The 22668-nt window shown below is 71.3% G+C and carries 22 protein-coding genes; 6 read left to right on the top strand and 16 right to left on the bottom strand.

What is annotated here, in order from left to right; all coding sequences use genetic code 11:
• From GA0070619_RS27555 to GA0070619_RS27510, 10 genes are all read right to left on the bottom strand, one after another.
• On the bottom strand, positions 1-414 hold the full coding sequence (locus GA0070619_RS27555; protein WP_231927173.1) for a DUF485 domain-containing protein: 414 nt from the start codon (positions 412-414) through the stop codon (positions 1-3).
• Between the two features lie 44 nt (positions 415-458).
• Positions 459-1952, bottom strand: coding sequence for a DUF4153 domain-containing protein (locus tag GA0070619_RS27550; RefSeq protein WP_088952091.1), 1494 nt, complete (start codon positions 1950-1952; stop codon positions 459-461).
• A 244-nt stretch (positions 1953-2196) separates the two neighbouring features.
• On the bottom strand, positions 2197-3279 hold the full coding sequence (locus GA0070619_RS27545; protein WP_197699702.1) for a sensor histidine kinase: 1083 nt from the start codon (positions 3277-3279) through the stop codon (positions 2197-2199).
• Positions 3276-3953, bottom strand: coding sequence for a response regulator transcription factor (locus tag GA0070619_RS27540; RefSeq protein ID WP_088950714.1), 678 nt, complete (start codon positions 3951-3953; stop codon positions 3276-3278). The genes GA0070619_RS27545 and GA0070619_RS27540 overlap by 4 nt, the downstream gene beginning before the upstream one ends.
• 182 nt (positions 3954-4135) lie before the next feature.
• The gene (locus GA0070619_RS27535) at positions 4136-6208 is read right to left on the bottom strand and encodes a carboxypeptidase-like regulatory domain-containing protein (protein WP_088950713.1); all 2073 of its coding nucleotides are present in this window, start codon (positions 6206-6208) and stop codon (positions 4136-4138) included.
• A 166-nt stretch (positions 6209-6374) separates the two neighbouring features.
• Positions 6375-7037, bottom strand: a complete 663-nt coding sequence (locus tag GA0070619_RS27530) for a DUF5701 family protein (protein WP_088950712.1) — start codon at positions 7035-7037, stop codon at positions 6375-6377.
• 64 nt (positions 7038-7101) lie between these two features.
• Entirely contained in the window at positions 7102-7863 is a 762-nt protein-coding gene (locus GA0070619_RS27525; RefSeq protein ID WP_088950711.1) for a LytR/AlgR family response regulator transcription factor, read from the bottom strand.
• 23 nt (positions 7864-7886) lie between these two features.
• Positions 7887-9113: a sensor histidine kinase gene (locus tag GA0070619_RS27520; RefSeq protein ID WP_088950710.1), complete on the bottom strand. Its 1227-nt coding sequence runs from the start codon at positions 9111-9113 to the stop codon at positions 7887-7889.
• 39 nt (positions 9114-9152) lie between these two features.
• Positions 9153-10724 (bottom strand): sugar transferase, encoded by a 1572-nt coding sequence (locus GA0070619_RS27515; protein ID WP_172862246.1) that lies wholly within the window; start codon positions 10722-10724, stop codon positions 9153-9155.
• 264 nt (positions 10725-10988) lie between these two features.
• Entirely contained in the window at positions 10989-11849 is an 861-nt protein-coding gene (locus tag GA0070619_RS27510; protein ID WP_088950708.1) for an Fpg/Nei family DNA glycosylase, read from the bottom strand.
• 163 nt (positions 11850-12012) lie between these two features.
• Here GA0070619_RS27510 and GA0070619_RS27505 point away from each other — a divergent pair, with 163 nt between their 5' ends.
• On the top strand, positions 12013-13284 hold the full coding sequence (locus GA0070619_RS27505; RefSeq protein ID WP_088950707.1) for a glycosyltransferase: 1272 nt from the start codon (positions 12013-12015) through the stop codon (positions 13282-13284).
• Positions 13285-13588: 304 nt separating this feature from the next.
• On the opposite strand, the gene GA0070619_RS27500 is transcribed toward GA0070619_RS27505, so the two are convergent.
• From GA0070619_RS27500 to GA0070619_RS27480, 5 genes are all read right to left on the bottom strand, one after another.
• Positions 13589-14311, bottom strand: coding sequence for a CDP-alcohol phosphatidyltransferase family protein (locus tag GA0070619_RS27500; protein ID WP_088950706.1), 723 nt, complete (start codon positions 14309-14311; stop codon positions 13589-13591).
• A complete protein-coding gene (locus GA0070619_RS27495; protein WP_088950705.1) occupies positions 14286-15353 on the bottom strand; it encodes an iron-containing alcohol dehydrogenase family protein in 1068 nt (355 codons plus the stop codon). Before GA0070619_RS27495 ends, GA0070619_RS27500 begins: the two co-directional genes overlap by 26 nt.
• Positions 15341-16072, bottom strand: coding sequence for a phosphocholine cytidylyltransferase family protein (locus GA0070619_RS27490; RefSeq protein WP_088950704.1), 732 nt, complete (start codon positions 16070-16072; stop codon positions 15341-15343). The genes GA0070619_RS27495 and GA0070619_RS27490 overlap by 13 nt, the downstream gene beginning before the upstream one ends.
• A gap of 79 nt (positions 16073-16151) precedes the next feature.
• On the bottom strand, positions 16152-16919 hold the full coding sequence (locus GA0070619_RS27485) for a hypothetical protein (protein WP_088950703.1): 768 nt from the start codon (positions 16917-16919) through the stop codon (positions 16152-16154).
• Entirely contained in the window at positions 16916-17365 is a 450-nt protein-coding gene (locus GA0070619_RS27480) for an NUDIX hydrolase (RefSeq protein WP_172862130.1), read from the bottom strand. The genes GA0070619_RS27485 and GA0070619_RS27480 overlap by 4 nt, the downstream gene beginning before the upstream one ends.
• A 113-nt stretch (positions 17366-17478) precedes the next feature.
• On the opposite strand from GA0070619_RS27480, the gene GA0070619_RS27475 reads away from it, so the two are divergent.
• The 4 genes from GA0070619_RS27475 to corA all read left to right on the top strand — a co-directional run bounded on the left by GA0070619_RS27475 (position 17479) and on the right by corA (position 21113).
• Entirely contained in the window at positions 17479-17874 is a 396-nt protein-coding gene (locus GA0070619_RS27475) for a CBS domain-containing protein (RefSeq protein ID WP_088950701.1), read from the top strand.
• 106 nt (positions 17875-17980) lie between these two features.
• Complete coding sequence (locus tag GA0070619_RS27470) at positions 17981-18439, top strand: ester cyclase (protein ID WP_088952089.1); 459 nt, start codon at positions 17981-17983, stop codon at positions 18437-18439.
• A 106-nt stretch (positions 18440-18545) separates the two neighbouring features.
• The gene (locus GA0070619_RS27465; protein WP_088950700.1) at positions 18546-19640 is read left to right on the top strand and encodes an aminotransferase-like domain-containing protein; all 1095 of its coding nucleotides are present in this window, start codon (positions 18546-18548) and stop codon (positions 19638-19640) included.
• Positions 19641-19964: 324 nt separating this feature from the next.
• Complete coding sequence (corA, locus tag GA0070619_RS27460; protein WP_088950699.1) at positions 19965-21113, top strand: magnesium/cobalt transporter CorA; 1149 nt, start codon at positions 19965-19967, stop codon at positions 21111-21113.
• Between the two features lie 103 nt (positions 21114-21216).
• On the opposite strand, the gene GA0070619_RS27455 is transcribed toward corA, so the two are convergent.
• A complete protein-coding gene (locus tag GA0070619_RS27455; RefSeq protein ID WP_088950698.1) occupies positions 21217-22029 on the bottom strand; it encodes a hypothetical protein in 813 nt (270 codons plus the stop codon).
• An 84-nt stretch (positions 22030-22113) separates the two neighbouring features.
• Here GA0070619_RS27455 and GA0070619_RS27450 point away from each other — a divergent pair, with 84 nt between their 5' ends.
• Entirely contained in the window at positions 22114-22644 is a 531-nt protein-coding gene (locus GA0070619_RS27450) for a peptidylprolyl isomerase (RefSeq protein ID WP_088950697.1), read from the top strand.
• Positions 22645-22668 lie beyond the last annotated feature (24 nt).

The following is a 22668-nucleotide window of genomic DNA, read 5'->3' as shown; positions in this document are numbered from 1 at the left end:
TCAGCGCTCCGGCCGCTGCACCAGGTCGCTGAAGTCCTGCTCGTTGCGCTCGGCCAGCCGCACGTACGCCCAGCCCACCCCGATCAGGAACGGGAAGGAGGCAACCCCGAGCAGCAGCCACGGCAGGTTGACGCCGGCGATGGTGGTCCGGCCCAGCGACGGCGCGATGGCGAACAGCCACGGCAGCCCACCCAACCCGATGACCACCACCAGCGAGAGCCGCAACGCCAGCGCGAGTTGGGCCCGGACCAGGCCGCGGACCAGCGCCTCACCGACCTGGGTCTGCTGGGCCAGCTCGGCGCGGGTCCGTTCGGCGCGGGTGTCCTGCCGGGTGATCTCGGCCAGCACGATCCGAGCCCGCCGGGGCGGCGGTACCGCACCGCCCGACCCCACGTCAGGGAGTTGCTTGGCCACCCCGGCAGTCTCGCCCGCCGGGCGGGATTGTCAAGCCGCTCCGGTCACCAGGACCGGCCACCGTTGCAGTCGGCCCGCGCGGTCAGCGGGATGCTGCTGAGTTCACGCCGCGCCCGATCCCGGCCGAGGTTCGTCCCCCACAGGCCGTCCGAGGGCAGCTCGGCGGCGATCTGCCCCAACGCGCAGACGCGCATCGGCTCGGGCAGCCGGGCCAGTGCCGGTACGGCGTCCGCCGACAGCCCGGACAGGTAGGTGACGTCCAGCCGGCCGGTCTGCAGGTATCGGTCGACGTTCCGGTCGGCGATCAACCGGTCCGGGTTCACCAGGGCCAGTCCGAGCAGGGCCAGCACCGCCGTGCCGATCACCAACCGGGGCAGCCAGTCGGCCCGCAACCGCACCACCGCCACCCCGACCAGCACGAAGAGCAGCCCGAGCCAGAGTTCGATGGTGGCCACCACGAGCCGTAGCCGGGTGGCGCCGTAGGCGTCCGCATAGACCTGCATCCGGTACAGCGCCGAGGCGACGATCACCAGGGTGAGCCCGGTGAGCGTGCCGAGCAGGACGCGCACCAGCAGGCGGTCCGCCCGGGTGGCCTTCGGTGCCCGGCGGGCGGCGATCGCGATCACCAGCAGGGTGAGTGCGGTGACGGCGAGCAGCTGCCAGAACCCGCCGCGGGCGTACTGGGCGTAGGTGAGCCCGGCCGTGCGCAGGACGTGCCCCGCGCCGCCGAACAACACCGTCAGCTGGACCAGCACGAACACGCTGAACAGGGCGACCAGCAACACCAGCGGGAGGGTCCACTCCAACCGGTGAGCCGGTCGGGGTGGTGTCGGGCGCAGACCCTCCAGATCGGGTGGACGGCTGACCAGGAACGCGCCACCGAGCAGGGCTCCGCCGATCAGCGCCAGCCGCGCCAGCCAGCCGAGCACTCCGACCGACGAGACGTCCGGCAGCAGGCCGGTGACCAGGTTCTCGAAGACCGCGTCGGCGGAGGAGAAGAGCAGACCGAACAGCAGCAGCAGGCCGGCCGAGATCGCCAGGCTGGTCAGGATGCGCCCGACCGCGATACCCGAGGTGGCCGGCTGTCCGAACCGCAGCCCGCGTACCGCCCAGGGGAGCGCCCGTACCGTCGCGGCGGGCGGCAGCGTCGCGGCGACCAGCATCCCGAGCGGGCTTCGCCCACCGGTCACCGCGAGCGTCCCGGTCACCGCGGCCGCGAGCAGGCAGAGGGCGAATAGCCAGCCGGCGGCCCGGACCGTGCCGACGGCGACCAACGCGACCGTCGCGGCAGCCCAGGCGACCTGTGCCGCCCGCCCCGGTGCCACGGGGGCACCGGGACGGGCGGTGGTCGCCGCGGCTGGCGGAGCAGGCGTGGCGGTCGGTGTTGCGGCGACCGTTCCGGGGCTCGTCGGCCCGGATGGTGCCGCGGTCGTGGGGGTGTTCGTCGGAGGCTTGGCGGTGGTGTTCAGCGCGGCGGTGACGAGGGCGGCGGTGCTGGCCAGCGCGGCCACCAGCCAGCCGAGACCGGGACGAACCATCGTGAGCGTGGACGCGCCGACGACGGTCGCCGCCGTCAAGGCTGCCAGGACCAGAGGTCGGGCGGAGCCGGACGGCCCTGGCCAGCGGCGCGCGATCAGTGACGGCGGCCTGGGCAGGGCCGGCGTGACCGGCCACGGTTGGGGCCGACCGGTGGCCGCCGGGGCAACCGTGCCGGGTCTGCCGGGTGGGGGATCTGCGCTCCGGTCGGCCCGGTGGCCGGAACGGGAACGCTGCCAGGGCTGGTCATGCGGCCTCTTTTCGGTGTGGCCCGTCGATCGGGATGGTGACCTGGATGCGACAGCCGGGCTGGTCTCCCCGGTGCGGTCCGACCGGATCGAGGACCCGGATCTGGCCGCCGTGCAACTCGACGACCCATCGCGCGATCGCCAGACCGAGACCCGTCCCGCCGCCGGCCGCCCGGTCGCCGCGGGTGAACCGCTCGAAGACCCGGGAACGCTCGTCCGCCGGAATGCCCTGGCCCTCGTCGCTCACCTCGAACCGGAGCTGGTCACCGTGTTCCTCGGCGCTGACCCGCACGACGCCGCCGGGTGGGCTGTGCCGCGCCGCGTTGTCGAGCAGGTTCGCGAACACCTGGTGCAACCGCCACGGGTCCGCGTTGACCGCCAGCGGTGTCAGCAACTCGCGAAGCTCGAAGTGCACGTCCATGCCAGCGCCGGACGCGCTGGCCGTCGCGTGCTCAACCGCCTCGTCGAGGAAGTCCCACACGTCCATCCGTACCCGGCGCAGCGGCACCACCCCGGCGTCGAGGCGGGACAGGTCGAGCAGGTCGGCGACGAGGTGTCCGAGCCGTTCGGTCTGGGCCAGCGCCGAGCGCAGCGCCGCAGGCTCGGGATCGGCCACCCCGTCCACCATGTTCTCCAACACACCCTGCAACGCGGTGATCGGCGTACGCAGCTCGTGTGAGACGTTGGCGATCAGCTCACGCCGGCGCTGGTCTGCGGCATGGAGGTCGGCGGCCATCTTGTTGAACGCCTGGGCCAGCTCACCGACCTCGTCGCGGGAGGTGGCGCGGACCCGTCGTGTGTAGTCGCCCCGGGCCATCGCGCCGGCCGCCGCCGTCATCTCCCGCAGCGGCGACGTCATCCCGTGGGCGAGGACCTGGGAGGTGAGCAGGGCGACGGCGATGGCGGTCGCCGAGGTCACCGGTGGTGGCCAGCCGATGCCGTACGAGAAGTACCCGAGGCCGGCCGCACCGGAGACGACCAGCAGCACGCCCAGTTTCAGCTTGATCGAGCGCACCGGATCCAGCGGGCGGGGCAGCAGTTCCAGCACCCGGTCCAGGCGGGTGGGCAGGGCGGCGGTCACGACGGCAGCTCCAGGGCGTAGCCGACCCCGTGCACGGTGCGGATGAGATCGGCGCCCAGCTTGCGGCGTAGGGCCTTGATGTGGCTGTCCACAGTGCGGGTGCCGCTCCCGTCGACCCATCCCCAGACATCGGCGAGCAGCCGTTCCCGGGGAAGCACCGTGCGGGGCCGCCCGGCGAGGTGGACCAGCAGGTCGAACTCCGTCGGCGTGAGGTGCACGTCCGCGCCGTCCCGGCGGACCCGCCGCTCGGCCTCGTTGATCTCGATGTCGCCGAGGCGGATGGCTGGCGGCGCGGGGGTGGCGGCCCGATCCACCCGGCGCAGCAGGACGTGCACCCGCGCGGCCAGCTCCCGCATCGAGAAAGGCTTGGTGAGGTAGTCGTCCGCACCGACCGCGAGCCCCACCAACAGGTCCGTCTCGTCGTCGCGGGCGGTGAGCATCAGCACCGGCACCGCACGGTCGGCCTGGATCCGCCGGCACACCTCCAGGCCGTCGAAGCCGGGCAGCATCACGTCCAGGACGACGAGGTCCGGCTGGCCGCTGCGAAACTGCTCGACCGCGCTGGGCCCGTCCGCCGCGATCTCCACGCTGAAGCCCTCGGCGCGGAGGCGGGCGGCAATGGATTCGGCGATGGTCCGTTCGTCCTCGACCACCAGTACCCGGCGTTGCGTCATGGGTCTCGACTGTAGGGAGCCGCCGTGGAGATCAGTGGGTGGCGTTGTGAATAACCTGTGGAGAACGGTTCACGGCTGTGGATAACTCCGCCACCATGCCGGCTGGCCGCTGCCAGAACCGGCCTTCCCGGGCACGGAGCGGGGCCGGTGGCACGCGCCACCGGCCCCGCCACGTCGAACCGTCAGCTGGTCGGTACGACCAGGTCCACGGACATGCTGCCGCTGGCCGGGACGGTGAAAAGCCCCAGCTTGCGGGTGCCGTCCGGCTGGGTGACCAGGTAGCGACCGTCGAACTGCTTCTCACCGAGCGATGTGTTGTAGGTGAAGAAGATCCGCTGCGGTCCCTTGAGGTGCAGTCTGAACTGCCCGTCGGTGAACCACACGTTGCCCGCGACGTCACCGGTGTCGGCACTGCGGGCGATGATGAAACCGCTGGTGAAGGGCGTGCCGTCCGGCGCACGGAAGGTGCCGGTCAGCTCGACGCCCTGGTCGAGTTGAACGTTGTGGGTGGCGGCCGCCCCGGCGGTCACCGTCACCGGGGTGGCGGTGAACCGGCTGGTCTTGTCGCCGGACCACTCACTGGCGTACGGGTTGGCGGCGACCACCAGCGGCCACGCGTACGGGCCAAGCCGCTTGAGCGTGTAGACGCCGTGCTCGTCGGTGGTGGCGTCCTCGGCGCCGACACCGGGGTGAGCGGTCAACACCGACACGCCCGCGTTCGGCACCGGCTGCCCCGTCGGATCGGTGACCGTGCCGGTGATCGTGCCGGCCCGGTCCATCTTGACCTGCGGCCCGGTGACGACCTGGCCAGCGGTCGCGGTGACCGCCACTGCCTGCCGCTCGTCGCCGGTGCCGCCGTCGGCACCGACCCACTGGCGGCCGTAGGTGTCGTTACGCGGCACCGCGAGGAGCTTGTAGTTGCCGGCGGCGAGTGGTCCCACCTGGATCTTGCCGTTGCGGTCACTGCAGTCGCCGTAGCCGTCCCCGAGCGACGCCTGCTTCGGCAGGAAGGTGTCCAGGCAGATGTCCGCCACCGGTGCGCCGCTCTGCCGATCCACGATGGTGGTGCTGATGACCGCGCCGGGCCGCATCTTCACGGTCAGCTTGGTGTCGCCGTTCGCCTTCACCCGCACCCCGGTCACCTCGCGGTTGAAGTGGAGCCGGTCCGGTGCGTCCAGGTAGAGGGTGTGGCGACCCTGCGGCAGGTCGGTGACGGTCACCGTGCCCGTGCCGTTGCTGCACACCGACTCGGCGCAGAAGTCGGCGATGGGCGCCCCGGTGACCGAGTCGACCGCCTGCAGCGTGACCGAGCCGGTGCCCAGCAGTGAGTCCGTGATCGTCGTCTGCTGACCGCCCCGCACCTCGACGTGGTCGGCTTCCTCGGACGTCAACTTGCCGCGGTAGTACTGCTGCCGGTCACCGGCGAACAGGCCGACGATGTAGGAGCCTGGGAGCAGTTGCGCGCTGAACTCGCCGTTCGCGTCGGTCTGCAGGTAGGCGCCGCTGGAACCGGTGGTGGTGCTGACGATGACCTGGGCGTCGGTGAGCGGAGCACCGGCGGCAGTGGTGAAGCGGCCGCTGAGGCCGCCCGCCGGCAACGCCGTCTCGTTCACCACCGTGGTCTCGTCCGCCTTCACCTCGAAGACGCTGGCGCTCTCCCGGTCGGTCGTTCCGGGCACGTACTGCGCCTGGTCGGAGCCCTGGATCGGCTGGAGGCTCAGGATGTAGCGGCCCGGCCGCGTGACGAAGGTGAACCGTCCCTGGTCGTCCGTGCGACCCCCGGCCCAGGCGTCCGTGTCGACCTCTCGGGCGTCGATGGACAGGTCCGGCAACGGGTCACCTGCGGCGTTGACGATCTGGCCGCTGATCGTGCCGGTGCCGAAGAGCTGATCGTCGGCCCTTGTGGTGCCACCGGCGGTGACGGTCACCGGGGTGGCGTCCCAGATCGTCGGATGCTGGCGGTAATACTGCTCAGGTTGCTCGAGCGGGAAGTAGCCCACCAGGTACGAGCCTGCGGGCAACCCGGAGACGGTGTAGTTGCCGTCGGCGCTGGTGCTGGCGTTGTCGACGTAGTTGTAGCTCTCAGTCTCGTAGACCTGCACGAGGACCTCTGCGGCGGGTGTGCCGGTGCTGGTGGTCAGTCGTCCGCTGATGGCACCCGTTGCCGCGGCCTGTGCCGGTGTGGCACCGGGCAGCACGAGTGCCGCCACGATGGCACCGGCCAGCAGGGCACGGCGGGCTGGGAACAGCTTCATGGATTTCCCCACGTGAGGGTGGCGGGGCGGCCTGAGCAGGCTCCGCCCACACCGACCCTGCGCCCCGTAACGGAATCGGCACTCGGAGAATAGGCCATCGGCTATGTCAGCCGGGAGGGCCGGTCAGGCGAAACCGCGCGGCCGGTCATCCCTCCTCAGCGGACGGTCACTCCAGGCCGACTCGCTCGGGCCGAGCCGACGCGGAGCCGAGCCAGGTGTGCGGGTTGCCGTACCAGCACCAGCCCAGTTTCGGCGCGCCCTGGCTGATCCAGAGCGCAGGCACCCGCTTGTCGCCGCATCGGGACCCGACGAGCGAGAAGCACCGGTTGCTCGCCAGCGCGGCCGGGTGCAGCGTGACGAAGGCCAGACCTTCGTCGATGGTGAGCGGCAGCCGACCCTGGGCGGTGATCCCCTCCATGGCGGTGGCCGGGGCCAGGTTGCGGAACTCCTCGCCCCGGTCGACGTCGAAGAGCAGGTACGCCGGTCCGCCCGGCACCTCCAGCTCCTTGATCGGGTCGAAGCGCGGCAGGTCGTCTTCGGCGTAGTGGCGGTCCAGGACGCCGGGCTTGCGTTTGCCGGCCAGCGTGGTGAGCTCCAGTCGTTCCTGCACGCCGACCAGGTCGCGGGTGATGACCAGCAGGAAGGGCACCCGGGCGTCGGTGGGGGCGGACAGCCCGTCGGCACCCTCGATCGCCCTCGCGCGCAGCGGCGCTACGAGGTCGCGGAAGGCGCGCTCGGGCAGCCCGGCGAGGGCGGGGTAGCCGAGCTGGACCAGACGGTCGACCTGACGGTCGAACTCGGTCTCGGCGTCGAACGGGGAATCAGTCACGGCAGCCTCCGGAAGTCGTACGGACTAGCGTACAACGTACGGCAGCTGTCGTCTCATTCCCGGATCACCGACTCCAGTCCTGCTTCGCGGCCCTGACCAGCTTGTCCTTCAGCTCCCGGGTGTGCCGCCGGCTCACCGGCAGCTCGGTGGAGTCGATCACCACGACGTAGCCGGAGTTGACCAGCCGCAGCTCTGCGATCAACTTCAACTGCACCAGGTACGACCGGTGTACCCGGACGAAACCGGCATCCGCCCAACGCTCCGCCAGTGTGGCCAGCGAGACCCGCACCAGGTGCGACCCCTCGGCGGTGTGCAACCGGGCGTAGTCACCCTGCGCCTCCACCCACCGCACCGCCGAGCGGGGCAGCATCCGGGTGGTGCCGGCCAACTCGATGGGGATGGTCGGGTCCTCCTCGGCGCGGGCCAGCGCCGCCGGGTGCGACGGCACCACCCGCGACCCGATCACCCGACGCAGTGACTCGGCCAGCCGGTCGGCGCGAACGGGTTTGCGCACGTAGTCGGTGGCACCCAGGTCGAAGGCGTCCACCGCGCCGTCGTCGTACGCGGTGACGAAGACGATCGCCGGCGGCCGGGCGAACCGGCGCAGCACCCGGGCCAGCTCCATCCCGTCCAGCCCGGGCATCCGGATGTCCAGGAAGACCACGTCCACGTCACCGTCCCGGAGCAGCCGCAGCGCCTCCGTCGCGTCACCGGCCGTGTGCAGCCGGGCCACCCGGGGGTCGGCCCGCAGGTGGTACGCCAGCTCGTCGAGTGCGGGCGGCTCGTCGTCCACCGCCAGCACCCGCAGAAAACCGGACGCGTTCACCGCACCCGTCCCGCTTCGCTCGCTCACGACCCTGCCCGTACGCCGGGGTGGAACTTCGGCACCCGCATGCTCACCTTCGTGCCCGAGCCCAGCCCGGTCTCCACGACCAGGCCGAACCGGTCCCCGAAGACCGACCGCAGCCGCTCGTCGACGTTGGAAAGACCGACGTGCTGGCCCGTGTCGTCGCCCGGGTCGCCAGTGCCGCGGGCCAGCTCGGCGATGCCGGCGGTCAGCGTGGTCGGATCCATTCCCACTCCGTCGTCCTCCACCGTGATGTGGCATTCGGCGCCCGCGTCCCGGGCCTCGATGCTCACCATGCCCGTGCCCGGCTTGCGGGACAACCCGTGGCGAACAGCGTTCTCCACCAGCGGTTGCAGGCAGAGGAACGGCAACGTCACCGGCAGCACCTCCGGGGCGATCTGCAACCGCACCTGCAACCGGTCGCCGAATCGAGCCCGCTCGATGGTGAGGTACCGGTCGATCGAGCGCAGCTCCTCGGCGAGAGTGGTGAACTCCCCGTGCGCCCGGAAGGAGTACCGGGTGAACTCCGCGAACTCCAGGATCAACTCGCGGGCCCGCTCCGGGTCGGTGCGGACGAACGACCCGATCGCGGTCAGCGCGTTGTAGATGAAGTGCGGGCTGATCTGCGCCCGCAACGCGCGGATCTCGGCGCGGGCCAGCCGCTCGCGGGACGAATCCAGCTCGGCCAGGGCGAGCTGGTTACCGGCCCAGTGCGCCGTCTCCAGGGTGGCCTGCACCAACCCCGGTGGTGGTGGGCTGTCGGCGATGGCCACCAACGCGCCGACCACCCGGCCGTCCGCCCCCTGCAACGGCGCGACCACCGCCCCTCGGATCGGGCAGTCGACCCGGTCGCAGTGCAGCTCCTGCTCACCGAGCACCGTCGAGCGGCCGGTGTCCACCGTCCGCTGGGCCGCCGCGAGCAGTTGCTCGCCGTGGTGCGTGCCGCGCCCGTCGAGGGCCAGCAGCCGGTCGGCGTTGGCGAGCGCCAGCCCGGCCGCGCCCACCAGAGCCCGCAGATGGCGTACGGCCTTCGCGGCGCCCGCCTCGCTCAGCCCCGCTCGCAATGGCTCGGCGGCCAGACCGGCGGTGTGCAGCACCTCGTAGGTGGCCCGTTGGGTGGCGGTGGCGATGCCCCGGCGAGCCCGTAGACGCAGCACCGCCAACAGGGCGGCGGTCAGCGCGGTGACGAGCGAGACGACGCCGACCACGGCGGAGAGGTTGGCAGCCACGCAGCGATCCTTGCCCCTGCGGGCCTGCGCGCCAAGCCCCTAGTACGCGCCCTTGCGAGCGAGCACCACGCCGACGGTGCGCCACAGGATGCTGAGGTCGTACGCCAGCGACCAGTTGTCGACGTAGTAGAGGTCCAGTCGGACCGACTCGTCCCAGGACAGGTCGGAGCGGCCGGAGACCTGCCACAGCCCGGTCATGCCGGGGCGGACCAGCAGGCGGCGGCGCACGTCGCCCAGGAAGTCGCCGTCGTCGGCCGGCAGCGGGCGGGGCCCGACCAGCGACATCTCACCCCAGAGCACGTTGATCAGCTGCGGCAGCTCGTCCAGCGACGTGGCCCGCAGGAAGCGACCGACCGGGAAGACCCGCGGGTCCTGCTTCATCTTGAACAGCATGCCGTCGGTCTCGTTCCGGTCGACAAGGCTGGCCAGCCGGTCCTCGGCGTCGACGTACATGGTCCGGAACTTCCACACCCGGAACGTGCGCCCCTCGTGCCCCACCCGGGGCTGGCGGAAGAAGACCGGCCCCCGGTCGGAGATCGTGATAGCAACGGCGATGCCCACGAAGAGCGGGATCAGCAGCAGTAGGCCGAGACCGGCGGCGACCCGGTCCATCAGGTTCTTGGCCAGTAGCGCCGGCCCGGAGAGGGTCGGTTCCTCGACGTGCAGCAGCGGCAGACCCTCGATCGGCCGGATGTGCACCCGGGGGCCGGCGATGTCGGTCAACTGCGGTGCGACCACCAGGTCGACGCCCGAGCCCTCCAACTGCCAGGCCAGCCGGCGCAGCTCGCCCGGCTCGGCGCTGGCCGACCCACAGACGGCGATCGTGTCGCCACCGACCTCCCGGACCAGGGCGAGAACGTCGCGACCGGCGTAGATCGGAACCGGGGTCGGCATGCCCCGGGCCGCCGCATAGCCGTCGGTGATGTGGATGGCGACGGGCACCAGCCCGGCGTTCGGGTTGCGGGTGACCGCCGCGTAGACCTCCAGGCACTCCGGCAGGGTGCCGACCAGCACCATCCGATGCGCGGCCTGACCGGCCCGCCGCCGGATGTAGTGCAGCGCCCAACGGGCTACGAACCGGCCCCACAGGATCAACAGCAGTGCCCCGAGCAGGGCCGTGCCGACCGTCCAACGGGACAACTCGGTCTTGGTGGCGAAGGCGAGGAACGAGACACTCGCGGCGACCGTCACCCCAGCCCGGATCACCCGCTTGAACTCGTCCGGGCCCAACCCCAGGTAGCGCCGGTCGTACGCCCGGTTGCTCCAGAGGATGACCACCCAGCCGAGCGGGAGCAGCAGGTAGGAGATCGTGTGGAACCAGGTCGGGTCCTGCTTGGTGCCGGAGAATCCGGAGGCGGCCTGGTCGAAGAGCTGGATCGCGATCCAGCTGGCGAATGCCGCCGCGCCGAAGTCGAGCAGCAGCAGGATCGCGATGTAGGGGCGGTGCCAACGGGAGACACGACGTCGCGCCCTGGTCCACGCCGATCGGGGGACGCCGTTGTGTGACGACGGCGTCGGCGGCTGGATCTCGAAGCTGTCGACGTGCCGCACGAGTTTGCTCCGGCCTTCGTTGGATACCGGGCGCTGGAGGCTTGCCGTCACCTCACCCATGTCCTCCCGCATGACACGGGCCGCTCACTCGCAGTGAGGGCCCGGGTCGCCCACCGTCCCAGTCTCCCACGCGGGCTCCGACCGGTCGCCGCCCCGAAGGAGATTGGCGACCGATGGTGCCGGCGGGATCTGGCCGGCTCCGCACCATTTCAGAAGCCGGGGACCGGGCCACTATACCGATGGATGCGCGCGTGGCCAGAATGGCGGACCGGAGCTTCCGCTCAGTAAGGGCGATTCCGCTCCGTAGTCGCCGAGTGGGGCTACTCACCGTACGAGACGAGACAACCGTCGGTCAGCGAGCGGCTTGCCGCCGGTCTGGCACGTCGCGCAGTACTGAAGGCTCGAATCGGCGAACGACACCTCACGCACGGTGTCCCCGCACACCGGGCAGGGCAGCCCGGTGCGGGCGTGCACCTTCAACCCGGACCGCTTCTCGCCCTTCAGCTCCGCCGCCCGCTGACCGAGGGACCGCTCGACCGCGTCACCGAGGACCTGCCGGGTGGCCGCGTGCAGGGTGGCGATCTGGTCGTCGGTGAGCCGGTTGGTGATGGCGAACGGGGACAGCTTCGCGGCGTGCAGGATCTCGTCGGAGTATGCGTTGCCCACCCCGGACAGCACCGACTGGTCGGTCAGCACCCCCTTGACCTGCCCCCGCCGGCTCCGCAGCCGCTCGGCGAAGGTGGGCAGGTCCGCGGAGAGCGCGTCCGGGCCCAACTTGGCCACCCCGGGCACCGTCGCCAGGTCGTTGACCAGGTACGCGGCCAGCTTCTTCTGGGTGCCGGCCTCGGTCAGGTCGAAGCCGGACCCGTCGTCGAGGCGTACGCGCACCGCGATCGGGCCCTTGCCGGGACGCAACGGGGTGGTGGACGGGAACGCCTCCCGGTAGTGCAGCCAGCCAGCCCGTGCCAGGTGCACCACCAGGTGCAGGTCGCCCTCGAAGAGCACGTCGAGGAACTTGCCGTGCCGGCTGGCATCGACCACCGCTCGACCGGCAACCGCTGTCGGTGCCGGTTCGTACGTTTTCAGGGCGCTGATCGCGGCGATCTCCAGCCGGTCGACACGCCGGCCCACCGCGCGCTGTCGCAGGTAACCCGCGAGCGCCTCAACCTCCGGTAGCTCGGGCACGACACAACGGTAGCCTTCTTTCCGGTGAGCGTGCGGAATCAGCTCGCGAGTCCCTGTCGCGAGCGCGAGGCGTGAGCCTGCAAGCCCGCAGACGTGATCTAGCGAGCCTTCGCGCAGGCGGGGGGCAGAAGCCGGCACGGCCGGGAACGAAAGGCAAGGCTCCGTGAAAATCGTGGTGGCGCACAACCGGTACCGGGAAGCACAGCCCTCCGGCGAGAACACGATCGTCGACTCGGAGATCGCTCAGCTGACCGCCGCCGGCGTCGAGGTGCTGCCGTTCATCCGCAGTTCGGACGAGATCCCGTCGATGTCGAAGGTGGCGAAGGCGCTGCTGCCGATCTCGCCGATCTGGGCGCCGCGCGCCCAGCACGACCTGAGCCGACTGCTCACCGAGCACCGACCGGACGTTCTGCACCTGCACAACCCGTACCCCCTGCTGTCGCCGTGGGTGGTGCGGACCGCGCACCGCCACGGCGTGCCGGTGGTGCAGACGGTGCACAACTACCGGCAGGTCTGCTCCTCGGGGATCTACTTCCGCGACGGCGTGATCTGCCAGGACTGCAAGGGCCGGGCGCTGGGTGTGCCGGCGATCAAGCACCGCTGCTACCGCGACTCGGCGGCCCAGAGCGCGTTGATGGCGACCACCCTTGCCGTGCACCGGGGCACCTGGCGCTCCGTCGACCGGTACGTCGCGCTCACCTCGGCGATCGCCGATCACCTCCGTGACTACGGCATACCGGACGAACGGATCGTGGTGAAGCCGAACTCGGTGCCCGACCCGGGCCGGCCGACGCCGCTCGGTGACGGGTTCCTCTACATGGCCCGGCTCTCCCCGGAGAAGGGCGTCGACCTGCTGCTGGACGCCTGGCGCCGGCACCCGGTGGGTGCGCTGGGCACGCTGCGCATAGCGGGCGACGGCGAGCTGCGCCCGCTCGTGGAGGCAGCCGCCGCTGAGCGGGCCGACGTCGTCTACCTCGGTCAACTCGACCGTGCCGGGGTGCGGGCCGCCGTCGAGGCGAGCGCGGTGGTGATCGCCGCTTCCATGTGGCACGACGTACTGCCGACCGTGATCATCGAGGCGTTGGCCAGCGGCCGGCCGGTGCTCGGCACGGCGTTGGGCGGCATCCCCTACCTGGTCGGAGCCGACGCCCCGCACGAGCCCGCCGGCACCGGCCCGGCGCAGGTCGCCTCCGCCGTCGCTGGCGGTGGTGGTGGGTCGCCGATGCCGGACGGGATCGGTCTGGGCGATGCCGGCTGGGTCGTCGCACCGGAGCCCGCCGCGCTCGCCGCCGCCCTGCCCATCGCTCGGGCCGGCGCCCCCGGGCTGGCGCTGACCGCCCGCGCTCGCTACGAGCGCACCTTCCACCCCGACGTGGTCACCAAGCAGCTCATCGACATCTACGCGGGCGTAGCCCGCAACCCCAACCACGTCTGAACCGCCGCACCTGACGCTCCTGCACCTGACGCTTCCGCACGATCTTGGGTACCGCGCCGGGTCGCACCCGCGCCGCACCGCAGAAGCGGACGAGCGGATCTGCCGGCAAGATCCGCGCCACATCAGGGATGTTGGGGTCTCCCGCGACCCCGAGGCAGCAACTTCGGGGAAGTTGGGTGGATCTTGCGGGCGTGCGGCGTGCGGCGTGCGGCGTGCGGCGTGCGGGCGTGCGGCGTGAGGGCGAGCGGGCCAACGGCGCGAGCGGCGCGGGTGGCGCGTGCGGACGCGTTCTGGGCAGTGGCGGTCAGCGCAGGGAGGCGCGGGCGGAGAAGGCGATGCTGGCGAGCAGGAAGCCGCCGTTGACGATGGTGAACGCGACCATCACCCAGAGGACCAGCGCGGGGGCCACGGCCAGCACCAGGGCGGCCACGAAGATCACCGCGCCGTAGTCGCGGATCAGCTTCACCACGCGGACCGGCAGCGAGGTCGAGGTGACCATGCTGGCGGCGTTCGGGCCGGCCTGCATCACCGAGGTGACCAGGTTGACCATCCAGGTGCCCGCGAAGGTCGCCACCAGCCAGGTCGGGGTGGAGGGTTCCTGCGCCACGGCGGTCGCGGCGAGCGCGGCCACCAGGGCGATCTGCGCGGCCACGTCGCAGAGGATGTCGATCCGGGCGCCGGCCGCGCTGCCCTGGCCGGTCACCCGGGCCAGCTGTCCGTCGGCGCAGTCCAGGGAGTACGCCACCTGCCAGCCGATCAGGGCGAGCAGGCCGACCGCCCAGGCCGGTACGTCGCCGTCGGCGACCGGGCCGGCTAGCGCCACGACGGTGACCGAGGTGGCCAGCCCGAGCACCAGGTTGCTGATGGTCAACGCGGTGGGGCGCAACCCGAGCCGCTGGGCGACCAACGCGAAGACGGCCCCCAGCCACTGGCTGATCGACTCGCTGAACAGGCCGCCGCCCCGGTTCACCCGGTGGAAGTCGGCGACGGTGGGACGGGGGTCAGCCAAGCTGGTCGCGGATTGCACCGGCGTAGTCTGCCAGCCGCTCCCGCGTCTCGGTAGGCGACAGCGCCAGGTGCTCCAGGATGGTGTAGCGGTCCGGCCGGGTACGCGGCGCGAACTGCACCGCCTCGACGAACTGGTCGTCGGTGAGCGCCACCTCGGCGGGGAGCCGGGGCAGACCATGTCGGGCGAGGCAGGCCGACATCTCCCCGAACCGGCGCAGGTCTCCGCGCAGCCAGGTGCAGAACAGCGCGCCCATCCCGGCCAGCTCGCCGTGTGAGGCGGTGCCGGGGAAGAGCGAGTCGACCGCGTGCATGATCTCGTGGCAACCGCCGCTGCACGGACGGCTGGTGCCGTCGACAGCCATCGCCAGGCCGCTGGAGATCAACGCCTCGGCGAGGACGATCACGAAGGCGTCGTCGCTCATGTCGCCCGGGTGGTTGAGCACCGCCTCGGCGCCCGCTCGGGAGAGCGAGGCGGCCAGCCCGTCGACCGGTTCACCGCGTACCTGCCGGGACAGCTCCCAGTCGGCCAGCGCGCTGATGTTGCTGATCACGTCGCCGATGCCGGCCCGGTTGTGCCGGTCCGGGCCGCTCTCCACGAAGTCCAGGTCGACGATCACCCCGATCGGGATGTGGACCCCGTAGGAGCCCTTGATCCCGTCGGTGATCAGGCTGGCCACCGGGGAGGCGATCCCGTCGTTGGCGAGGCTGGTCGCCACCGACACCATCGGTAGCCCTCGACGGGTCGCCGCGTACTTGGCCACGTCGATGGTCTTGCCGCCGCCGATGCCGACGACCGCGTCGTACGACCGGGCGCGGAGTTTGCCGCCCAGGTCGTCGGCGGCGTCCAGCGTCCCGCCGGAGACGGTGAAGACGTCCGCGGAGCGCAGCGACGGTCGGATCAACTCCGCGATCTGGGCGCCCTGACCGGGGCCGACCACCACCGCGACGTCGCCCCCGGAGGAGATCCGCCCGTCGGCCAGGATCGCGCCCAGGTCGGCGACCGCCCCGCGTCGCACGTCGATGTGCAGCGGGGTGAGGATGCTCCGAGCTAGTAGCGGCACGCGATCTCCCGCGCGCGGGCCAGGTCGGCGTGGTTGTCGACCTCGACCCAGGGGACGTCACCGATCGGCGCCGCCCGCACCTCCCCGCCCCGGTCGGAGAACTCCTGGTAGCCGTCCTCGTAGTAGAGGTTCGGGTCCCGTCGCCAGGTCGCCTCCAGCGCGTCGGCGAGGGCGTCGGCGACCTGCGGCTCGATGAGCGTGGCGCCGATGTACTCGCCGTACGCCTCGCCCGGGTCCATGATCTTGGTGATACGGGTGAGCTGACCGGCGGCGTCGAAGGTGGTCTTCATCTCCTCCTCGGCCAGCGGCTTGAGGGTGTCCACTGCGAGCAGGATGCCCGGGCCACGCTCGGCGAGCAGGGTCTTCTCCACGCTCACCGGGTGCACGGTGTCCCCGTTGACCAGCAGCACCCCGCGCGCGAAGTACTCCCGGGCCAGCCAGAGCGAGTAGGCGTTGTTCCACTCCTCGGCCTTGTCGTTGTGCACCAGGGTGATCGTCACCCCGTACCGCTTCTCCAGGTCGGCCTGCCGCTCACGGACCGCGTCCGCCGCGTAGCCGACCACGATCACGACGTCGGTGAGCCCGACCTCGGCGAGGTTGCCCAGCGCGATGTCCAGGATCGTGGTCTCGCCGTCCACCGGCACCAACGCCTTGGGCAGGGTGTCGGTGTACGGGCGCAGCCGGCGTCCCGCTCCGGCCGCGAGCACCATTCCGATCATCGCGACATCCTCCCTCGTCCTGCTCCCCGTCATCGCTGGAGGATAGCGCCGCTTGGTCGAGCCGCTCTGGTCAACCGGGTCAGCCGGGCAACGCCGCCAGGTCGGCGAGCATCGTCAGTCGCTCCTCCGCGCCGAGAGCGGCGTACGGGCCGGCCGCCCGTCGGTCGGTCTCCAGCTCGATGGCGGTCCGCTCGGGGCCGGCCGGCAGGGCGGCGACGCTCGATGCGGTGTGCCCGGCGGCTTCCCAGGCTGCGGCGTGCGCGTCGGCCCGGTGGTATCGCAGCGTGCCGAGCCGGTTGAGCAGCAGCACGCCCGACGGGATGCCGTCCGGCTCGTGCGGGGGTGCCATCGCGGCGAAGGCGGAGCCGCCGCGATCGCCGGCCTCGTCGGCCAGCACCAGGGCGTACGACAGCAGCCGGCCGAGGGCTGCCACCAGCCGTGACACCCGCTCGCCGTGCCCGGCCCACAGTTCCTCGGTGACCTCGGCGTGCACCTGGTACAGCTCGGTGAGGAAGGCCGCTCCCCGTTCGGTGGCGGAGAGTGTGCCGTCCGGGCCGCGGTGGAGCATCCCGTACGCCACCTGCTTGTCCACCGTCCGCCGGCAGACGACCGGGTCCTGGTAACGGGTGATCGCCGCGAACCCGGGCCCGTCGACAGTGCCACCGGGTGCCGCCAGTCGGGTGCGCAGGTCGACCAGGAAGCCGGTCGCCGCCACTCCTCCGTACCGCTGGGACAGAACGGCCCCGCCACCGTCGCGGCCGGCCAGCATGCCGGCGCGGAAGGCCCGGTCCACGGCCGGGGCGAGCAGCCCGGCGAACCGGTGCGGCGCCAGCTCGACGGTGTTCACAGACCGATCGACCGCAGGACGGCGAAGCCCTCTTCCGCGATCCGCCGGATCAGCCCGTCGTTGACGTGGCGGTGCTCGTCCAGCACTGTCACCTCGTCCTCAGCCAGCCAGCGGTATTCGGTGTGCTTGCCGGCCTCCAACCTCGGGCGGTCGAGGTCGCCGTCGACACGGACCAGGAAGTCGTACTCGATGCGGGCCAGGCCGTCGTCGCCGACGTAGCGGTACTCGCCCACCTGGCCGAGGACGTGCGAGAGGACCCAGCCCGTCTCCTCGGTGATCTCCCGGCGCAGCGCCTCGTCGATGTCCTCGCCGGGGTCCAGGTGGCCGCCGACGATGTCCCAGCAGTTGGGGAAGAGGCGCCGTTGGGGTGAGCGGCGCTGAAAGAAGATGCGGCCGTCGTGGTCGACGATCAGCGCGCCGGCGCAGCGCAGGGGCTCGGTGGACACCGCTCGACAGTAGCGAGCGTCCGCTGTTGCGCCGAGGCTCGGTCTTGTCCCGGAAACATCCACGGACGACCATGTCGGTACCGAATGCCACCGTCCCAAGGGAGTGATGTGTGATGCAGGTACGGGATGCAATGTCCAGCCAGGTCCTCGTCGTCGGTCCGGAGCACACGCTCCGCCAGGCGGCCCGGATGATGTCGGCCCGCGGTGTCGGGTCGGCGGTCGTGATCGATCCGGACTCCGAGGGCGTCGGGATCATGACCGAACGCGACGTGTTGAAGGCAATCGGCGCCGGCCTGGACTGTGACGTGGAACGCACCGGTGCCCACCTGACCTGGGACGTGGTCTACGCGGGGCCGGAGTGGACGGTGGCCGAGGCCGCCGCGGCGATGGCCCGGGGCGGGTTCCGGCACCTGGTGGTGCTGGACGGTCGGGAGGTGGCCGGGGTGATCTCCGTGCGGGACATCATGCGGGTGTGGGCGGAGGATCAGGCCGCCGTCTCCACGACCTGACCCGGCCGGGGCCGGAATCTCGGCCCGCGCAGGTGTGCGTGCCCGGATAGACGGGTAGGGATTCCTCGCGGGCGCGGAGATGCCGTGGCCCGCGGGGGAGGTCCCGATGCGCGACGCGGAGCGGCTGGTCGAGCAGCAGTACGCCATGCTCCTGCGCCGGGACGTGGCCCGTCTACCGGATCTCTACGCCCCGGAGGCGTTCTACTCCATGCCGGGCGTGACGGTCCGTCCCATCGAGCTGCCCGCACTCCTGCGCACCTGGACGGGCGCCTTCGGAGACCTGCGGGTCGACCCGCTGGGCACGGTTCGCACCGGCGGTGGCGCCGCCGTCGAGCTGCGTCTGACCGGCACCCACACCGGCACGCTGCATTCGCCGTACGGCACCGTCGCTCCCACCGGCCGGCTGGTGAGCTGGGAGGTGGCCGACGTGGTCCGGGCCCGCAAGGGTCGGATCACCGCCTGGCGCTCCTACTTCGACTGGAGCCAGCTCCTCGACGCGCTCGGCGTGCAGTTGGAGGGACTTTCCCGGGCGGCGCACCACGACGCGCTCGCCCTTCCGGTCTGATCTGTCGCCGACCGGTGGAGTCGGGTCACCCGTCCCGGTGGCTCAGGATGCGGACATCGCCGTGCCGTCCGCGCGTCCCCCATCGCCGCCCGTACGCTCAACATCCATGACCGCCGAGCAGTTGATCTCCTTTGCCCGTGGGGCTCCCTCGCTGGACATCGTCGATGTCGAGGGGCTCAAGGCCGCCGCCGTCCGCGCCTTCGACGCCGACCCTGCGGGGGTCACGGCGTACGGCACCTCCGTCGGCTACCTTCCGCTGCGAAAGTGGATCGCCGAGAAGCACGGGGTGGAAGCCAACCAGGTGCTGGTCACCAACGGATCGCTTCAGGCCGACGCGTTCCTCTTCGACCACCTGGTCCGCCCGGGCGACGCGGTGGTGGTGGAACGCCCGACGTACGACCGGACGCTGCTCAACCTCCAGCGGATGGGCAGCGAGCTGCACGGCATCTCGGTCCAGCCGGACGGCCTGGACACTGCCGAGCTGCGCAAGCTGCTGGAGTCGGGGGTCCGACCCCGGCTCGCGCACGTGATCCCGAACTACCAGAACCCGGCCGGCATGACGCTCTCGGAGGGGAAGCGTCGGGAGTTGCTCGACCTGGCCGCCGAGTACGAGTTCACGATCTTCGAGGACGACCCGTACGCGGACATCCGCTTCCGTGGCGAGGCGCTGCCGTCGATGCTCTCGCTGGACACCCGCAACGTGGTGGTGCACGCGTCGAGCTTCACCAAGACGGTCTGCCCGGGTGTCCGGGTCGGTTATCTGGTCGGCCCGGCGGACCTGATCGCCGACATCGCCAAGAACGCGACCAGCCTCTACATCTCGCCCGGCATGGTGTCGCAGGCGATCGTGCACCAGTTCTGCGTCTCCGGTGACATCGACCGCTCGATCGAGACGGTCCGCGCGGCGCTGGGTGAGCGGGCCCAGGTGCTCGCCGAGTCGTTGCGTCGGCACCTGCCGCAGGCGCGCTTCGTGGAGCCCGACGGCGGCTACTTCCTCTGGGTGGAGTTCCCGGAGGACGTGCTGGTCGACCGGCTCGCTCCGGCTGCCGCCGAGCGTGGGGTCGCCGTGGTCAAGGGCAGTGACTTCGTGCTGGACGGTGGGCAGCACGCCCTCCGGTTGGCCTTCTCGGCGGTGACCGCCGACCGGATCGACGAGGGTGTCCGTCGCCTCGCGGAGGCCGTCGAGGCCGTCCGCGCCTGAGTCAACTGTCGGGTTCCTGACAGAACGACGATGCTGGCCGTCCCGGGACTCCCGTCCGGGGCGGCCGGCGGCCCACAATGCTGCGAGCGTCGCCCGTGATGTAGCGGAGATCACCGCCCGGCCTCCGGGCCGGCCCCCCATCTCGGACGATGCGGCAGCACAACCTCCCGCCCCCACCGGTGCCGGGTGGGCCGTGTCGTCCCCGCACACCCCCCGATGCGGCCCGGCCCACCCGGCACCACCCCCACGCGACCGCCGTCACACATGTCCTCGACCGCAGTCGGCGTAGCCTGCAAGCCGCAGCCGAGCGTGGGAGGTGACGCGATGACGGATCGCACAGAGCGGGACCGGACGGCGTCGTCCACCCCCGGTCGGGTGTTGCGACCTCGGGCCTGGCCCTCCCCGGTCCGGGCGATGACCCGGATCCTCAACGCCGACGGCTCGCCGCCCGTGCCGACCCCGACCGGCACCGACCGCAGCTCGGTGGTCGACTGCGCGCTGTACGTCGACGGCAAGCGGCAACCCGGCGAGTGGACGTACGCGGACGCCCTGGCGGCGGCCCGCCGCGAGGAGCACGGCTTCGTCTGGCTCGGTCTGCACCAACCGGAGCTGGCCGAGATGACCGCCATCGCGGAGACCTACGGTCTGCACGAACTCGCCGTCGAGGACGCCGTCAAGGCGGAGCAGCGCCCCAAGCTGGAGCGGTTCGGCGATGTCGTCTTCCTGGTGCTGCGTACCGCGAGGTACTGCGAGCACGCCGAGCTGACCGAGAACTCCGAGGTCGTGGAGACCGGGCAGGTGATGCTCTTCATCGGCCCGAACTTCGTGATCAGCGTCCGGCACGGCGACGCCTGCCGGCTCGCCCCGATCCGCGCTGACCTGGAGACCAAGGAGGATCTGCTGCTCCAGGGCCCGTGGGCGGTGGCGTACGGGGTGACCGACCGGGTGGTCGACCTCTACCTGGAGGTGGCCGACCAACTCGAGGACGACCTGGACATGCTGGAGGCCGAGGTCTTCGACCGCCACAGCCATGGGCGGATCCAGCGGATCTATCAGATGAAGCGGGAGCTGGTGGAGTTCAAGCGGGCGGTGGTGCCGTTGCAGCGGCCGCTGATGACGCTGACCTCCCAGGTCAACCGGGACGTGCCCAAGGAGATCCGCCGCTACTTCCGGGATGTGCAGGACCACCTGAGCCGCACCGTGGAGCAGGTCAACTCCTACGACGACCTGCTGAACTCGATCCTCCAGGCGCGGCTCGCCCAGGTCACCGTCGACCAGAACAACGACATGCGCAAGATCGCCGCCTGGGCCGGTATCGCCGCGGTGTGGACCGCCATCGCCGGTATCTACGGGATGAACTTCAACAACATGCCCGAGCTGAAGATGACATACGGCTACCCGGTGGTCCTGGCCATCATGCTCGGCATCTCGCTGGCCCTCTACCGCTGGTTCCGCCGCAACGGCTGGCTCTGACCGACCGCCGCTGACGCGGAGCGAACGCCGAGCGCTGGCACGCGACAGCGCCGGCGAGCGGGGGTGACCCCGCTGCGCCGGCGCTCGATGCGTTGTCGCTGGGTCAGCGACGGCCGTTGGTGCGGGCCGTGTCCTTGCCCAGTGCCTTGGTGAGGTCGTCGGTCGGCCGGCCGGAGACGTCCGTGGCACCCTCGGCGACCGAGGGGACCTTGTCGGTCGGCCGGACGCTGGTCTGCTTGGCCGTGCCGGTGGTGCTGGCGCTGCTGCCGCCGGCCACCGCCGAGCTGCCGGCACCCGTCATCCCCGCCGCACCCGTCATCCCCGCCGTACCGGTCATGGCGGACCCGCCGGTCATCGCGGACCCGTCGCTCCCCTTGGTGGCGGACGGCGTGCGCACCTCGATCGAGTCGACCTCGTCGCGCATCGGGTCCAAGGTGCGGGTCGGGTCGTACTCGGCCCACTCCTGCTGCTCGCGGCGACGGCGCATGGCCACCGCGCCGGCCACGCCGGCGACGACACCCGCTGCCAACAGGCCGGTCATCATCGAGCCGCGACGACGCGGCTGCTTCTTCTTACCGGTGATCCGCATGGTCTTCGACTTGGCCTTCCTGGTCAGCGGCCCTGCCTGCGCGGCGCCGTCACGGGCCGCCGCGGCCAGCGGTGCCAGCGTGGTGAGTGTCGTCCCCCAGCCGGTCGACGCGCGGTCGCGCACCTTCACTGCGGTCGGTGCCACGTAGCCCCGGGCCACCTGGACCCGCGGACCGACGGTTGCGCCAGCGCCCTTGGCTGCGTGGTTGGCTGCCTGCATCAGGTGGCTGATGCTCTGGTTCAGCTCGGCCTTCGCCAGCTGCCCCTGGGACTTACGCCGCCCGAATCCAAACACGGTCCTACCTCCTGGGAGTTGTTCCTTCGTCATCCTCCACCTTCGGATGCCTCCGCGATGCCAGATCGGGCACATGGGAGGATCCGCATGGAACTGACCAACAAGTGAGGAGTACCCGTGGCCGAGGCTGTCTACGCCACCCTGCACACCAACGCTGGCCCGATCCGGCTGGAGCTCTTCCCGAACCACGCGCCGAAGACGGTCCGCAACTTCATCGACCTGGCTGAGGGCAACCGGGAGTACACCGACCCGCGCACCGGTCAGCCGGGCAGTGGGCCGTACTACGACGGCACCATCTCGCACCGCGTGATCAGCGGATTCATGGTCCAGATGGGCGACCCGACCGGCACCGGCCGGGGCGGACCGGGCTACAAGTTCGCGGACGAGTTCCACCCGGAGCTGCGCTTCGACCGGCCGTACCTGCTGGCGATGGCGAACGCCGGACCGGGCACCAACGGTTCGCAGTTCTTCATCACCGTGTCGCCGACGCCGCACCTCAACAACCGGCACACCATCTTCGGGCAGGTCGCCGACGAGCAGTCGGTGAAGGTCGTCGACTCGATCGCCAGCACCCCGACCGGCCCGAGCGACCGTCCGCTCCAGGACGTCGTCATCGAGCGGGTCGAGATCGAGCGGTCTGCTTCCTGACCAACGGGCGAGGTACCTTTGCTC

Source organism: Micromonospora zamorensis, assembly GCF_900090275.1.
Classification (GTDB): Bacteria; Actinomycetota; Actinomycetes; order Mycobacteriales; family Micromonosporaceae; genus Micromonospora; species Micromonospora zamorensis.
This window is presented reverse-complemented; position numbering and strand designations above follow the sequence as displayed.

Excerpts from the sequence above, each read along its gene's own strand:
- GA0070619_RS27550 (WP_088952091.1), bottom strand. The coding sequence starts at position 1,952 with ATGGTTCGTCCCGGTCTCGGCTGGCTGGTGGCCGCGCTGGCCAGCACC.
- GA0070619_RS27540 (WP_088950714.1), bottom strand. The coding sequence starts at position 3,953 with ATGACGCAACGCCGGGTACTGGTGGTCGAGGACGAACGGACCATCGCC.
- GA0070619_RS27535 (WP_088950713.1), bottom strand. The coding sequence starts at position 6,208 with ATGAAGCTGTTCCCAGCCCGCCGTGCCCTGCTGGCCGGTGCCATCGTG.
- GA0070619_RS27515 (WP_172862246.1), bottom strand. The coding sequence starts at position 10,724 with ATGGGTGAGGTGACGGCAAGCCTCCAGCGCCCGGTATCCAACGAAGGC.
- GA0070619_RS27490 (WP_088950704.1), bottom strand. The coding sequence starts at position 16,072 with ATGATCGGAATGGTGCTCGCGGCCGGAGCGGGACGCCGGCTGCGCCCG.
- GA0070619_RS27475 (WP_088950701.1), top strand. The coding sequence starts at position 17,479 with ATGCAGGTACGGGATGCAATGTCCAGCCAGGTCCTCGTCGTCGGTCCG.
- GA0070619_RS27470 (WP_088952089.1), top strand. The coding sequence starts at position 17,981 with ATGCGCGACGCGGAGCGGCTGGTCGAGCAGCAGTACGCCATGCTCCTG.
- GA0070619_RS27465 (WP_088950700.1), top strand. The coding sequence starts at position 18,546 with ATGACCGCCGAGCAGTTGATCTCCTTTGCCCGTGGGGCTCCCTCGCTG.
- corA (WP_088950699.1), top strand. The coding sequence starts at position 19,965 with ATGACGGATCGCACAGAGCGGGACCGGACGGCGTCGTCCACCCCCGGT.
- GA0070619_RS27455 (WP_088950698.1), bottom strand. The coding sequence starts at position 22,029 with ATGACGAAGGAACAACTCCCAGGAGGTAGGACCGTGTTTGGATTCGGG.